The organism is Eubacteriales bacterium mix99 (genome assembly GCA_038396605.1).
Taxonomy (GTDB): Bacteria; Bacillota; Clostridia; order Caldicoprobacterales; family DTU083; genus UBA4874.
In genome coordinates, this window is the sequence record CP121690.1 from 590734 (window position 1) to 606199 (window position 15466).

The 15466-nt window shown below is 47.6% G+C and carries 11 protein-coding genes and 1 tRNA gene; 4 read left to right on the forward strand and 8 right to left on the reverse strand.

Annotated features, from left to right (window positions below; all coding sequences use genetic code 11):
• Window positions 1–128: 128 nt before the first annotated feature.
• A complete protein-coding gene (locus QBE55_02360; protein WZL79034.1) occupies window positions 129–698 on the reverse strand; it encodes an AAA family ATPase in 570 nt (189 codons plus the stop codon).
• A 302-nt stretch (window positions 699–1000) separates the two neighbouring features.
• Here QBE55_02360 and QBE55_02365 point away from each other — a divergent pair, with 302 nt between their 5' ends.
• The gene (locus tag QBE55_02365; GenBank protein ID WZL79035.1) at window positions 1001–1978 is read left to right on the forward strand and encodes a beta-galactosidase; all 978 of its coding nucleotides are present in this window, start codon (window positions 1001–1003) and stop codon (window positions 1976–1978) included.
• Between the two features lie 559 nt (window positions 1979–2537).
• Here QBE55_02365 and QBE55_02370 read toward each other — a convergent pair.
• Window positions 2538–3800, reverse strand: a complete 1263-nt coding sequence (locus tag QBE55_02370; GenBank protein WZL79036.1) for an IS30 family transposase — start codon at window positions 3798–3800, stop codon at window positions 2538–2540.
• A 188-nt stretch (window positions 3801–3988) separates the two neighbouring features.
• The gene (locus QBE55_02375; protein WZL79037.1) at window positions 3989–5545 is read right to left on the reverse strand and encodes an IS66 family transposase; all 1557 of its coding nucleotides are present in this window, start codon (window positions 5543–5545) and stop codon (window positions 3989–3991) included.
• 572 nt (window positions 5546–6117) lie between these two features.
• Here QBE55_02375 and QBE55_02380 point away from each other — a divergent pair.
• Both QBE55_02380 and QBE55_02385 read left to right on the forward strand, forming a co-directional pair.
• A complete protein-coding gene (locus QBE55_02380; protein WZL79038.1) occupies window positions 6118–7863 on the forward strand; it encodes an ABC transporter ATP-binding protein in 1746 nt (581 codons plus the stop codon).
• 64 nt (window positions 7864–7927) lie between these two features.
• On the forward strand, window positions 7928–9802 hold the full coding sequence (locus QBE55_02385; protein WZL79844.1) for an ABC transporter ATP-binding protein: 1875 nt from the start codon (window positions 7928–7930) through the stop codon (window positions 9800–9802).
• 269 nt (window positions 9803–10071) lie between these two features.
• Here the strand turns inward: QBE55_02385 and QBE55_02390 are convergent, their stop codons facing one another.
• The 5 genes from QBE55_02390 to QBE55_02410 form a co-directional block, all read right to left on the reverse strand.
• Window positions 10072–11490: a radical SAM protein gene (locus QBE55_02390; protein WZL79039.1), complete on the reverse strand. Its 1419-nt coding sequence runs from the start codon at window positions 11488–11490 to the stop codon at window positions 10072–10074.
• A gap of 162 nt (window positions 11491–11652) precedes the next feature.
• On the reverse strand, window positions 11653–12270 hold the full coding sequence (locus QBE55_02395; GenBank protein ID WZL79040.1) for a hypothetical protein: 618 nt from the start codon (window positions 12268–12270) through the stop codon (window positions 11653–11655).
• A gap of 87 nt (window positions 12271–12357) precedes the next feature.
• On the reverse strand, window positions 12358–13230 hold the full coding sequence (locus QBE55_02400; GenBank protein WZL79041.1) for a VIT1/CCC1 transporter family protein: 873 nt from the start codon (window positions 13228–13230) through the stop codon (window positions 12358–12360).
• A 121-nt stretch (window positions 13231–13351) separates the two neighbouring features.
• Window positions 13352–13561, reverse strand: a complete 210-nt coding sequence (locus tag QBE55_02405; protein ID WZL79042.1) for a hypothetical protein — start codon at window positions 13559–13561, stop codon at window positions 13352–13354.
• A gap of 268 nt (window positions 13562–13829) precedes the next feature.
• A tRNA-Ser gene (locus tag QBE55_02410) sits at window positions 13830–13922 on the reverse strand.
• Between the two features lie 270 nt (window positions 13923–14192).
• Here QBE55_02410 and nagA point away from each other — a divergent pair.
• Window positions 14193–15368, forward strand: a complete 1176-nt coding sequence (gene nagA, locus QBE55_02415; protein ID WZL79043.1) for an N-acetylglucosamine-6-phosphate deacetylase — start codon at window positions 14193–14195, stop codon at window positions 15366–15368.
• Window positions 15369–15466: the final 98 nt, after the last annotated feature.

A 15466-nucleotide genomic window follows, 5' to 3' on the forward strand; every position in this document is an offset into this window, starting at 1 on the left:
CTCTCGGTCCTCGTATCTTCCGTCTTATTTCCCTTCGGGACGATCCGCACTGCCGGTAAAATCCGTCCAATAACGGACGGGCTCCGCTGTCTGCCTTTCCTCATCCCGCCCCGATCCTGCCGTAAATTTTATCCGAACGTTCCGGACGTACCCCAGATCCTGCACTTCAGTTCGGCAATGGAAGGAATATAGCCGTCCTTTGTGTCAATATGGAACGTTGGAACATCCAGATGCGGTTCCTCATAGGGAGTAATGGACAGTTCAACTCCCTTTCTCGCCAGATCCACCCCCTTGTCATGATGAAAATATTCCCTCATAGGATCGGCCAGGCCGCGGTCCAGAAATCGTTTCTGTGCAATTTCATCCTCCACTTTGCATATGAGCAAAAAGATCCGGGCGCTTCCCTTAAATTTCTTCAGATGCGGTGTCCAGAGCTTATGCTGAAAGGCTGCTTCTGCGATGAGGGATATCTGATCGGACAGAAGACTTTCCACCGCCTCGAAGAAAATATCCGTTACAATTTGATTGGTCTCGGGAGGCAACCCGGAATGTCTCTTTTGAAACGTATGTACATAACCTTCCTTCAGCGCATCCCGGCTGATCAGCGGCATATAGAACTGTTTTGCGATCTCCCCGGCAAACGTTGTCTTCCCCGAACCCGGTCTTCCGGTAACCACCAGTAAGTATGGCAGCGGCATATTTTCCCCCTCCTTTGCTGCGGATGGATGACACTTAGCGAATGGTTCACGGTTTCATGATATCATATTTTGATCCTCAATGTACCGGCTGATTTTTATTTGTTCCGGAAAAGAAAATAAACAGGCTCTTTCCGCAAAAAGAATAAAAGGCGGAGGCAACAAGGAATTGATCAGGACAACGGAGAAGACAGGAGAAGATAAAAACAGTAACAATTACCAGCAGGAAAAAGAGTAACAAAAAATCAGGAAAAATAAAAGGTCAGCAAAAAAACAGGAAAAGAGTCGAACAGGAGGAAAGCATTTTGTCTGAATTTAAAATATCCGGCAGAAATTTTGCATACGACGGGAAGCCGGTGCGGATCCTATCCGGGGCCATCCATTATTTCCGGGTGGTGCCTGAATACTGGAGGGACCGGCTTCTGAAGCTGAAGGCATGCGGGCTGAACACGGTGGAAACCTATGTCGCATGGAACATGCATGAGCCGGAACCGGGGCAGTTCTGCTTTGAAGGGATGGCAGACATTGCCCGTTTTGTGGAAATTGCCGGCGAACTGGGGCTGTTTGTCATCGTGCGCCCCGGTCCCTATATTTGCGCCGAATGGGAATTTGGAGGACTGCCTGCCTGGCTGCTGGCGGATTCCGATATCCGGCTCCGCTGCCATGACAAGCCCTGGCTGGAAAAGGTGGACCGCTTTTACGATGAACTGATGCCCCGGCTGAAGCCGATTTTGTGCACCAACGGCGGTCCGATTGTTGCCATGCAGGTCGAAAATGAATACGGGAGTTATGGAAACGACAAAAAATATCTGAACTATCTGAAGGAGGGAATGATCCGGAGAGGCATCGATGTCCTGCTTTTCACTTCTGACGGACCATCGGATGAAATGCTTTGCGGCGGAACCCTGCCGGATGTTTACAGGACGGTGAACTTCGGATCCCGGCCGGAGGAAGGATTTCAAAAGCTTCAGGAATATCAGCCGGATCAGCCGCTGATGTGCACGGAGTTCTGGAACGGATGGTTTGATCACTGGGGAGAGCCCCATCATACCCGGGACGGAAAAGATGCAGCGGACGTACTGGATCAGATGCTGAAGGCAGGTGCCTCCGTCAACTTCTATATGTTCCATGGCGGCACCAATTTCGGATTCCGGAATGGGGCAAACTATTACGGGGAACTGTCCCCGACAGTGACCAGCTATGATTATGACAGTCCCATCAGCGAGGCAGGAGACCTTAGAGAAATATTATGCCTTTCAAAAAGTGCTGTCCGGATATACTGAAATTCCGGAAGGAATTCTTCCGGAGCCCATTCCCAAAAAAAGTTACGGAAAAGTCTCCCTTGAACCGTTCAGTGAGCTTAAGAGGCTCCCTGGATCAGCTTTCCCATCCGGTGCAGCGCACCTGTCCGGAACCCATGGAAAAACTGGGGCAAGGGAATAACCGTCCCGTGGATATTTCATATGTACAGAATACAACCTTGAAAAAAATAATACAGTCCTGAAAAATGGTACAGATAAGCGGCCCGCTCCTTAAGGTTATCCTGAGTTTTTTGTGAATAGAAAAAGTACCTTCCAGAGTCAAAAGCCCCATAAAAGATGAAGGGGTAAGTTCCGGAAAGGGCTTGGAATAGAGGCTTGAAGAGATGATATTGAAGGTGTGGAAAGTGTGAAATTGATAAAAATGATCAATTGGAAGAAAATTTGGGTATGGCAAACAGACCTGAAAAAAATTAAAATTTCAAAGCTGAAAGATTAAATTCCACAAGTCAAAGATGAGCTGGAGTTGTCTGTGTACCGCCGGAAATAAATGCTGCAAAAGGTTGGGACTGTAGTTATTCCGCTATTTTGCGAAAATAAGTTCCGGTTTCAGCACTACATCATCACGATCTATTTCTCTTATGTTCAGAACCTTCGGCACGTCCTTACCGTAAAGAAAGCAAAAGACCTCAAAAGGCGTTTTATCACCAAGGGACTTTCGGGGTGCCGAATTAATGTGGGAAAACATAAGATCAATGCTTTCCTGCGTTAGACCGCTGAGGGGATAAGAGTTCGGGATGATATCACGCACGTAGTTGTGGTTGTTTTCGACATGTGGCTTTTGGCATGATTGCATAGGGTCGCAATAGAATATGCTAAGCCGCGAATTGCCGGATGGATTCAACTCAAAAAGTCGGTGCATCTCAAATTCGGGCCCACGGTCTGTGAGCAAGACAGGAAATAGTTTGGAGAATTGTTCCGCTCCAAGCTTTTCCTGAAGCCAGTCGATGCTTTTCGCCATGCTCTCACTGGTTTTATGCGGGTGCAGGAACCCAATCATGAAAGCAGTTTTGGGGAACAGGAAAGTCTGAATGTAAGGCCCTTCCTGACTATTGTAGACGGTATCCATTTCCACTGTTGGCGTTTCCGGATTTTCAGACAGGAAGTGCAGATAATCGGCGTATTTCCGTCCTTCATAGTTCGCCGGGGCCTTACGTTTTTTGTATTTTTGCCGGAACTGTTTGCGATTGACCTGTTCCTTGAGGGAAAAGTTGTCTACGCCATACTCTTTGAAGATTCCGCTTTCAATGTAATTATACAATGTCCTTTCACACTGTTTTACCTCTGGGTGCGCGGAAAGGATCTGATGAATGGACTGCCCTTTCTTAAGCAGGGGAACAAGGATTTGGGCAATGGAGTCACACTCTCCGGTTGTGAGGTTGACGCCCTCGCGGGTCTCGACAAGATCATCGTGGTATTTCTTATCAGCGGATACCGCGTTGTAGTAATACTTATCGAGATGGCATCCGGGGCTGTCCTTGCATTTGTTGCAGGCTCCCGGAGATTTGTCACGGCGATTACATATGGGCTCTTCATAGAAGGCGCATTTTTTAACGCAGGGCTTTGTTGGGCAGGTGCGCATTTTGGTGCACACAATGGGATGATTAAACGGATTGCGGGGTTTAAATCTGCGGTGCTTCCTGATTTCCTTTGCGACGGTGGTGGCATCTTTTCCGATGGTCCGTGCAATGGATGATTTGGTGGAATTGTTTTCAATTCCAACCTGGATGATCTTTCTGTCCTCCAAAGATAGATGAGTATTGTCATGAAGCAGTTGTCTCTTCATAATCATTGGCCTCCTTTGGCGGTACACCTTCATTATGAACTGTGGAACCTGGATTTGCAATCTTATTCTGGAATTTACCGTAAGACTTACGTCCAATGAGGTCGCTTGACTCTGGATGTTACTTTTTCTATTGTTACTTATTCACAGCCCTTAAAAAAGTGTATGGGGAACAAGGCTAATTTCTAGCTCTAGCCTTGTTCCTCAATATTCAATATTTCTTCCAACTTGAATGGATCGCCTCTGCAAAGTCGGAGCAGTGCATAAAACTCATTAATTCCATGCCTGTAGCATGTTTCAACATAGGATTTGATGTTGGCATAGAACGATGCAGTTTTAACATTTTGAAACTGCCCGGATACCTTCATTTTAGTCTTTGCACCCCGCAGGCTTCGTTCACTTAAATTGTTGGTGAAGGGGATGTCAAAATTCACCACCCACGCGAGATATTCATCCTTGTAATCCAATATTCGCAGGATCAGTGTATTCTCATCACTGGCATAATACTTTGAACCCGTTTCCTCATTTTCTTTGTAGGCATGAAGCATGATGCCATTAAATTCCCAAAAGAACCTGGAAAGCTCCTCCTGAGTAAATGCCGACACACCGCTGCGGATCAATTCTTCTCTTTTCTTGTCTGTGTCGGCAAGCAACCTGGCCAGATCTTCCGCCCATTTATGCCCGAGATTGTCCTGAACCTTTTTCAGATCTCTCAGCAAATGCTGATTGCACTCGGCATTCCGGAAAGAATACTCTTTATTGTAGTTTACCTTGTTATGGTCGTGCATCACAATGGTGGTGGGAGGAAGCAGCCTGAGGATATTGTCTTCTTCCAACCCTTCCCTGTCCTTGTGCATGTGCGCCTTGTAAAGAGCAAGTTTCTCCGTTCCATAGAACCTCAGGCAGGCCCTGTGTGTGTTGATCCTAATGACCGTGTCATCCCAGTGGACGATATCCTGCTTTAATATTTCCTTTCTAAGATCCTCACAGAAGTCCCAGGCATTCTGTGAAGCTCTTTTCTGCAGCTTGCACAGATATCCTTCCGAAAGCTGTATTTCGCCTTCCGTGAACCCGTAAATCATTCTGCGGATTTTGTTCAGAGTCACATTTCCCTGATTCATAAGCATCAGGGCTTCTGCCTGAACCTGGACGCCGTACTGATTTTCTTCCTTCAGGTCATTCGGGATCCTTTCGTGGACTTCCTTTCCGCACTGGAGGCAGCGTTTTACCCGAAACCCGTGACGCGTTTTGGTAACGACCACTTTGTAATCCAGGCAATCCTTTTCTATCACTTTACCCGTATCCTCCAGGTCCGTACACTGGCATTCCGGACATTTGTCCGGTACATGCTCCACATAGGCGTCAACTTCGGAGTCCGGAAAGCGTTCCAGTTTCTTTCTGGCATGCCCCACCTGTCCGCCGATTTTTCTCCCCGTCTTTTTGCGGCTGTTGGGGATCACCTTTTTCTTGCTTATTGGTGTCTGGCTGGTAGGGAGACCGCTGTTCGTCCCGTCTATGTTCAAAAGAGCCTTCAACCGATCTGCTTCTTTTGTCAGGTCGATAATCACAACATCCTTCAGGGAATTCTGTTCATCAAGATCCTTCTTTTGCTTCTCCAGGGTCTTGTACCTGTTTGTAAGCAGGTTGTAGTTATATTTCAGGGCACGCAGTTCTGCAGCCAGTTTTTCGTTTCTCTGATATAGCTGTTCGTAATCCCTGTAAAAGACTTTTTCATAATTCGTACCCAATATAACCACCTCCCGTCTCATATTTTGGAAACCTTACCATCCTGTTTATGCGCCTGACAAAGCTTTGCCCGGTAATCGGCATCCAGCGGGTAAAAGCAGATGTCTTTTACAGGCATATGGATTTCATTACGGGATTTCCTTTCTCATGATCTCCATAATGATATATTCGACATAAAATTCCGAAGTTCTGCTTCTTTTTAAAAAATTTAAATATTTTTTTATAGAATAATTTTGAATCTGTTAACAGATTTGCTCTGGTTCGTGTTATTGCTGCTCATATCAACAAAAAGGAATCGATATCGATTCCTTTGCTCTCGACTTTCCGATATTTATTCTGCCTGCTTTTAATTGAGCTGTGAATAGTAACTTTCTATTCACGATCCTGAGTTTTTTTGAGCCGGCCGCTTGACTTTTTGGGCCAGTTTGCGTTATAATTTTAGTTGTGATTTTCCTACCATGTTCACGTCAATGTAAGGCTGGGGAAACAAAATAAGAGACAAAACAACGAAAGCGTGCGCTGTCCATCGATGGTGCAGCTCGTTTTTTTTTAGGTAAGAAAGAGGTAGTATTCTATGTGGAAAGAACTCGCCAAAAGTATAAGGGAATACAAAAAACCATCCATTGAAACCGTTATCTGGGTTTCTATCGAAGTGATATTCGAATGCATCATACCCTTCGTGATCGCCGAGCTGGTGAACCAGATCAAAGCCGGCTGCGGACTGAATGTGATCGCCCGATACGGAATTGTACTTGTCCTGATGGCAGGACTTTCCCTCCTGTTCGGCGCTCTCGCCGGATCCACCTGTGCAACAGCATCCTGTGGACTGGCCAGGAACCTTCGGAAAGATATTTTCTATAAAATACAGGAGTTTTCATTTGAAAATATAGACCGCTTTTCCACTTCCTCCCTGGTGACACGGCTCACCACCGATGTGGCCAACATACAGTTCGCTTACATGATGGTTATCCGGACTGCCATCCGCTGTCCCCTGATGCTGGTTTTTTCCTTTGTCATGGCGTTTATCATGGGCGGCAGAATGGCACTCATTTTTCTCGTTGTGGCGCCTATCCTCGGTTTCGGCCTTTTCATGGTGACTCGTAAAACTTTGCCGCTGTTTCAGAAGGTTTTCAAAAAATACGATGCCCTGAATCAATCGATTCAGGAAAATGTGAAGGCCATGCGTGTCGTAAAATCCTATGTACGCGAAGATTACGAGAAAGAAAAGCTGGATAATGCCGCCGAGGAGATCCGGCAGGATTTTACCCGGGCGGAAAGAATTCTTGCCCTGAACAACCCGCTGATGCAGTTCTGCCTGTATTCGGTGATGACATTTGTCCTGACCTTTGGCTCCTATACCATCATCACCTCAAAAGGTCTTGCACTGGATGTGGGACAGTTTTCTGCCATGCTCAACTACAGCTTCATGATTCTCAACAGTCTGATGATGTTTTCCATGGTATTTGTGGCGATCACCATATCGGAGGAATCTGCACAGAGAATTGCGGAAACTCTTCAGGAAAAAAGTACCCTGACCGATCCGGAACAGCCGATTGACACTGTCCGGGACGGTTCCGTGGACTTTGAAAACGTTAGTTTCAAATATTCCCCGGAAGCCGAACGGATGGCTCTTTCGGATATTCAGATGCATATCCGTTCCGGGGAAACCATCGGCATCATCGGAGGCACCGGATCTTCCAAATCCTCGCTGGTTCAGTTGATTCCCCGCCTGTATGACGCAACGGAAGGAGTCGTAAAAGTAGGCGGTGTGGACGTCCGGGATTATGACCTGGAGGCCCTGCGAAATCAGGTTGCCGTGGTTCTGCAGAAAAACATCCTGTTCTCCGGTACCATCCGGGAAAACCTCCGTTGGGGAAATAAAAAGGCGACCGATGAAGAGATGGCGGAAGCCTGCCGGATGTCCCAGGCAGAAGAATTTATCCTGCAATTCCCGGGCCAGTACGATACCTATGTGGAACAGGGAGGTTCCAACCTTTCCGGTGGGCAGAAACAGCGGCTTTGCATTGCCAGAGCCCTGCTGAAAAAGCCGAAAATATTGATTCTGGACGACTCCACCAGCGCAGTGGATACCCGGACAGATGCGCTGATCCGGAAAGCGCTGAGCCGGTATATCCCGGAAACAACAAAAATAATCATTGCCCAGCGTACTTCCTCCGTCGAAGATGCCGATCGCATTATCGTCATGGAAGGTGGTACCATAAACGCTACCGGCAGCCATGAAGAGCTCATGGCAACGAATGAAATTTACAGGGAAATCTATACATCCCAGAATAAGGTGGTGAAAGAAGATGTGGAATAAACACATGAAAGATACTGCAAAACGCGAAAAGAAAAGGGAACGGGAAATAGATGTCGGAAGTCCAATGCAAAGTACAATCGGACGTCTTGTGAAGATGATGTTTGGGTTCTACCCCGTCATGCTTCCGGTGACCATGGCCTGCATCCTTTTCAATGCAATCATCAGTTCCATTCCTGCGGTATTTATGCAAAAGGTCATCGCAGTCATCGAAGCAAACTGGAAGAGCGGAAACTGGAATGCAGCAGGCAGGATCATCCTTCCGACCGTCGGTTTGCTGGTTACATTTTATATCCTGTCCCTGCTGTCCGGCTTTGCCTTTCATCAAATGATGGCCATTATCACCCAGGGTTCGCTGAAGAAGCTGCGTACCACGATGTTCAACAAAATGCAGGACTTACCTATTCGCTATTTTGATACCAACAATCACGGTGATATCATGAGCCACTATACCAATGACATCGATACGCTCCGTCAGGTGATTTCCCAATGCTTTCCACAGCTTCTGATCTCCACTGTAACTATAATTACGATCTTTTCGATCATGATCTATTTTTGCGCATGGCTGGCCTTTGTCGTGCTGGCAGGAGTTGCGCTGATGCTCCTGATCACAAAAAAAATCGGTGGCAATTCCGCAAGGCATTTCTTCCGGCAGCAGAATGTCATTGGAAAGGAAGAAGGCTATGTGGAAGAGATCATGAACGGACAGAAAGTTGTGAAGGTTTTCTGCCACGAAGAGGAAAGCCAGGCGGATTTTGACCGGATCAATGATTTGCTCTTTACCGAAGCCGAAGCCGCCAACAAATATGCCAACACCCTGGGGCCAATCCTCAATAATGTGGGCAACGTGCTGTATGTCATTGTTGCCCTTGTGGGCGGATGCCTCCTGCTCTTTCATGCACCCAACCTCAGTCTTTCCGGCTTTCCCCTCAGTATCAGCGTTGTCGTTCCGTTTCTGAATATGACGAAGCAGTTTACCGGAAACATCAATCAGGTGTCCCATCAGATCAATTCCGTTGTCATGGGCCTTGCAGGAGCGAAACGGATTTTTGCCCTGCTGGATGAACCGCCCGAAGCCGACGATGGATATGTTACACTGGTCAATGCGCGGGAACAGAACGGAAAAATCGTGAAATGCAGAGAACGGACCGGAATGTGGGCCTGGAAACATCCCCACAGGGCAGACGGAACCGTAACCTACACCAAACTGTCCGGGGACGTAAGGATGTCTCACGTGGATTTTGCATATGAACCGCATAAGCCAGTCCTGCATGACATCACGCTTTATGCGGAACCCGGGCAGAAAGTTGCCTTTGTCGGCGCCACCGGCGCAGGAAAGACAACCATCACCAACCTGCTCAACCGATTCTACGATATCGCAGACGGCAAAATCCGTTACGACGGAATCAATATCAATAAAATTAAAAAAGGGGATCTGCGCCGCTCCCTCGGCATTGTTCTGCAGGACACGAGCCTGTTCACAGGAACGGTTCTGGACAATATCCGCTATGGAAAGCTGGATGCCACGGATGAAGAGTGCATGCACGCCGCAGAACTTGTGGGAGCAGATGATTTTATCCGGCGCCTGCCGGAAGGATACCAGACCCCCATCAGTGCAAACGGGGCCAATCTTTCCCAGGGGCAACGACAGCTGCTGGCTATCTCCCGGGCTGCTGTTGCCGACCCGCCGGTGATGATCCTGGACGAGGCCACCTCCTCCATTGACACGCGTACGGAAGCCATCGTTCAGCGGGGCATGGACGCCCTTATGCAGGGCAGAACCGTATTTGTCATTGCCCACCGGCTGTCCACCGTAAAGAATTCCGATGTCATCATGGTACTGGATCACGGGCGAATCATTGAGCGTGGAAGCCATGAGGATCTGATCGAAGAAAGGGGCGTCTATTATCAGCTTTACACAGGCGCGTTCGAGCTGGAATGACGGCATTTACCGGTTCGGGAAAGAAACCTGATATTTGATGTATTTTACTATTGCTGTTTCTTTTCATGGAATAAACCGGTGTGCTGTGATTTGCAGAAAATGATTTGGCATTTCGTAAAAGCAGAAAAAGGGAAGCCGGAGAGGTACGATATCTCCCCGGCTTCCCTTTTGGCTTTGACAACAATATTGTTTATGCTTTGCTGCCTATGCTGTTTTTTCCGGTTCCTTTTCCGATTGGTTCCTTTGTAAAACAATTATTACAGGCTGGCTCAGGATACCTTCGATCCCGATTTCTCAGTTGCCTTCCCTGCCTCTCCATCTTCTGCCTCACCGGCAGCACATTCGGAAGCAGCAGTGCCGCCATGTTTCTCACTCCAGATACGATCTGCGGTCCCGGCCCATTTCTCCGCCGTATCTTCACATTTTCCACTCAACTCGTCAATGTCTTCCGGCTGAATAAAGTCTGTGGAAAAGGCTCCGGATTTCTTCACCATTTCCCTCAGCCGGTTCGGGTTATCCAGCAGCGGGCAGGGACGAAGCATGTTGTCATTGAAAGGCTGACCCTTGTGATACTGCTGGAACAAAGGCGATTGCAATGCCTCCAGTAAGGTTTGATTATGGATATTGCAGTTCGCATAATGAATAAAGGCACAGGGTTCAATATCACCATTTGCATTGATATGCAGATATCTTCGTCCACCGGCGATACATCCGTCCACATATTCCCCGTCGTTCCAGAAATCCATGGTGAACAGCTCTTTGGTGTTGCGGAATTTGCGAATCTGACGATACATAAACTCACGCTGCTCTGCTGTCACCATCAAATCCGGAACCGCATCCACGCCTACCGGCATATAAGTAAAGTACCATGCGAACTTCGCTCCCTGGTTAATCAGGAAATCCGTAAATTCCTCACTGCCGATTACTTCGGTGTTGGCTCTTGTATAGCAAAGGGAGGCGCCAAACGCCAGCTTTTTGCTTCGGAGAAGGTCCATGGCCTGAATCACCTTTTGATAGGTTCCCTTCCCGCGTCTGGAATCCGTTGCTTCCTCAAATCCCTCAATGCTGATGGCAGGCACAAAATTTTTGACGCGCAGCATCTCGTTGGCAAAGTCCTCATCAATCAGCGTACCGTTGGTAAATGCAAGGAACTCACAGTCGCTGTGTTTCTCACAAAGACGGATAATATCCTTTTTCCGCACCAGCGGCTCCCCGCCGGAATAGATATAGAAATAAACGCCAAGCTCTTTCCCCTGCTCAATGATGCTGTCCAGGGTATCATAGTCCATGGAAAGCTTGTTGCCATACTCTGCTGCCCAACAGCCTGTGCATTTTAAATTACATGCAGAAGTGGGATCCATCAGAATTGCCCACGGGACATTGCAGTCATATTTCTTTCTGTTCTCCTCCTGCAGCGGACCACCCTTCATATTTGCATTCAGGATAAAGTTCATAAAAACAGTCTTCCGGACCCCGGGGTCGATATCGTCCCACAAACTGAGAATCAATTTGTACCAGTTGTTATCCTTATCTTCAATCACTCTTCGAAAAACTTTCCGTTGACTTAACACAGCGTCTTTCCGGTCCAAACGATCCACCCAATCCAGAAGATTTGGAATATTTTTTCTGGGATTGGAATCCAAATAGGAATATGCCAGCTTTATCCCTGTACCAAGTGCCTTATTCATACATCAAACCTCCTCTTCTTACTTCCACCTGAAAACTCTATGGTTTATTTTAGCATAACCCATATTCCCGGTAATTAGACAAAGCAGGCAACGTGTAAAAATGCCTTACACGTTGCCTGCTTTGTAAAAACGAAAATCCTTTCCCGGCACGGATAAAAAGATTTATTCCCCAAGGGTAATCAAATCCGTGGCATAGGGCAGCGTCCTGATATAATCACAGAAGGTATGCCATTCGCTCAGTTTGTGATTTTTCCGGGAATGGTAAATATTTGCCAGCACCTCATAATTGAGGGAGCAGGTCCGGAGCTGGTTGTAGCTGGACGGAAGCAGCTGAATCATATCCATCCAGACCTGTCGGTCCTTCGTCCGAAGATACTCCTGTCTGAGCTCTTCCAGATACGCAACGATTTCGCTCAGCTTCTCCCTGGTCTTTGGAGTCATCTGATCATGGCTGAACTGATCCATACGGAATTCCCGGCTGTGTATTTTATGCATGGTGCTCGTGGAATTGGAAACCGTGCCCACCTTATAGGTATCAAACTCTTTCCACCAATAGATCGGTGCATTGATGTCAACCGAGACAAAGATCTGTCTCAGAAATTTTCTGTGATCCCGTCCCGCTTTGCAAAGGCGCTTTGCAAGAGCCAGGTCATTTTCTCCCAATATATATTTCCCGGCCTTGAAACAACTGTCCATTCGATTCCAGCTGTTCATGGGATTTCTTGCACCGCGGATCGCATTTTCGAAGTTCATGACACTGGAATTCCCTACTGTCAACATAAGATCCCTCCAACAATATAAAATAGGAAAGAAAGAGCCCCAGGCAAAGCTTTCGGGGTTTCACCGGGGTTCCTTCAGCAATACACCTTATAAATCAATGCCCAGGACGTTTTTCACGAGCAGACCAACCACAAAGGAAATTGTCGCCACTCCAAGGCTGATCCCGGCCATTACAAGAAAATTCCGGCGGAATGGCCTGCCTTTGGCAATGGAAATGTAATAATTAAAACCGGCAATAATTGTAACGGCAATCAGCAGCGTAATACCCAGGGCCCAAAGATAGCTGCCGGATGGCAAAATCAGATAGGGAATGATCAGCAGCGCAACGGTCACCAGATAGGCAGTTCCCGTATATGTAGCGGATTTGGCCGCATCCTTCTGTCCTGCCTCACGGGAGGAAAGATAGCCGGAAGCCGCCATGGACAGCGTCGCAGACACGCCCGTAATCAATCCCGCCATGGCAATGACATGCGTATTCTGCATGGCCAGGGTATATCCTGCCAGAGAGCCGGTGAGCTCCACCAGCGCATCATTCATCCCCAGCACCATATCCCCCAGATAATGCAGGCGTTCCTCATCCAGCATGTCCAGCAGCTCCTGCTCATGATGCTCTTCATCCTCCAGAATCTGCTTCAGTTCGGGAATGGCATTGATATTCTCCCTATAGAATTCGATTGCCTGATCCTCACCATTTTCCAATTTCTGAATGATAAACGTATATCCCAGAATCCGGGCAGCTAATATATTCCAAAACAGCCAGAAATGCCGGGGCTTCAGCTTGCAGCCTGTATACTTCGCAAAGGTCGCTGCATGTCGGGATTCTTCCCTGGATATGGTCTGAAGCGTTTCCCACTCACTTTCCTCTTTCGTAAGCCGGGCAATCCTCTCATATAAAGCTGCTCCGTCCACTTCCTGCTGCTGAAGTATCCGAAAAGAAATCTTGTCTGATCCTGCTTCCATTCTTTTTCTCCTTTCTTTCCTGTTATATTATATAGTATAGCACAACAAAGCAGAATTTTATCAGTCTCCATAGCAATGAAAATTTCGGTAATTACCCGGCATAAAGGATACCTGGAGTTTGCTATTTCTCTTCTTTTAATGAACCGGAAATCCCATCGATGACATGCACCGCGGAATCGACAGCCTGATTGGTACCCATACCAAAGCCTCCTGCATCATTGCCGACGTAATACAGGTTTTGTATCGGAGATTTGGGGCTGGGCCGTTGTTCTCCGGACTGCCCGATGCAATTGGCAATGCCATACGCCTCCCCGCCAAGAGTTGGTTCCATTCTATCCGTCCCGACAGTATAGGACTGTGCAGGAGTCATGAGCTCGGTACGGTAAATGTGATTAAAAATATCCGGCTGAATTTTGCAGATAATATTTTTTTCTGGATTACAAGCGTTTTTGAGTCCTGTTGACAAACAAAGAAACCAGTAAATACTGATTCTTTCAGCATGCCGCATTAAAATCGGATATCAATCACAATAATATTATAATTTCTGGTCTTATAACTGAAAAAACGGGGATCAGCTTATCCACTGAAACCCGCTTATATGGCGGAGAAGGAGGGATTCGAACCCTCGAGACGCTTGTGGCGCCTACACGATTTCCAGTCGTGCGCCCTCGACCAAACTAGGCGACTTCTCCATATCACTGATTCAATTATAAATGGGATTTTCTCCCGCTGCCCTTCGATCGGCCTCTTCCCGGACGATATCCAACCGCCGAAAACAAAAGACACGAACAACAGCAAGTATTATATTACACCAACAAAACAACCTTGTCAACGATCTGATGAGAAAAAAATAGGTTGACAAATACCGAATCCGTCCATATTATGGAGCTAAGCAGACAACCGCCTGTGATACACTACTGCTTGATAAATTTATTTTGAAGTTCATAAGGATGGTGATTGGATTGAAAACCTGTTTTGTAAATGCGAAAGTGTTGACACCGCTGCAAAGAAAAGATGCTGTTGTGGTGGTGGAAAATGGAAAGATTGCCGGAGTCGATTCCCGGCTGGATCCGCCTCCCGATATGCAGGTAATCGACGCAAAGGGCTGCTACCTGTCTCCGGGGTTCATTGACATCCATGTACACGGCGGCGGCGGATACAGTGCCATGACCGGCAATCCGGAGGATGTCGTCAGAATGTGCAGCGCACATGCACAGTATGGAACGACTTCGATCCTGCCCACGACCACGACTGCACAGATCCCAAAGCTGAAAACATCTATGGACGGCGTCCGGAAAGCGCAGCCAGTCTGCAGGGACTCCAACATTCTCGGGATCCATCTGGAAGGCCCGTTTCTTTCCAGAAATCAAAAAGGTGCGCAGAACGAAGAGAATATATTGAAGCCCACCGAATGCGACTACGAGGAACTGCTGGATTACTGGCACGGAATCCGAATGATGGGAGCGGCTCCCGAGGTGGAAGGCTGCCTCGAACTGGGCCGTGCCCTGGAAAAGCGCAACATTGTCCCATCTGTGGCCCATTCCGATGCCACCTATGATGAAACCGTGAAAGCCCTGGAATACGGCTACTGTGACATCACGCATATTTACTCCGGCTGTTCCAGCGTCATCCGGAGAAACGCCTATCGGATTGCCGGAGTGGTGGAAGCCGGACTGGTGCGGGATGAATATACCGTTCAGATGATTGCCGATTTAAAACATCTGCCCGTCGCCCTGATTCAACTGATCTATAAATGCAAGGGGGCGGGCCGGATTTCCCTGATCACGGACGGACTGGAATATGCCGCATCCGAATTGAAGGAAGGCACGGTCTACCGTCAGCCGGGCGGTGTGGAGACAGTATATGAAGACGGTGTCATGAAGCTGCTGGACCGGCAGGCTTTTGCAGGGAGCGTGGCCACCTGCAATAAACTGGTACATAATCTTTACAAACATGCAGATATCCCTTTGCTGGACACCGTAAAAATGGCTACTTGGACACCAGCCAGACGAATCGGCGTTGCCGACCGGAAAGGGCTGATCACTGAAGGATACGATGCGGATCTCCTTTTGTTTGACGACAACATTGATATGAAAATGGTAATGGTCAACGGAAACATGCTCTTCAACCGCTTATAGGTTTTCAGGCTGATGTTTCAAATAGCAGTAAAACGGTACAAAATGGATGATAATTCAAAAAATATGGAGTTGGAAAGGCATATTAAATAGGATGGATT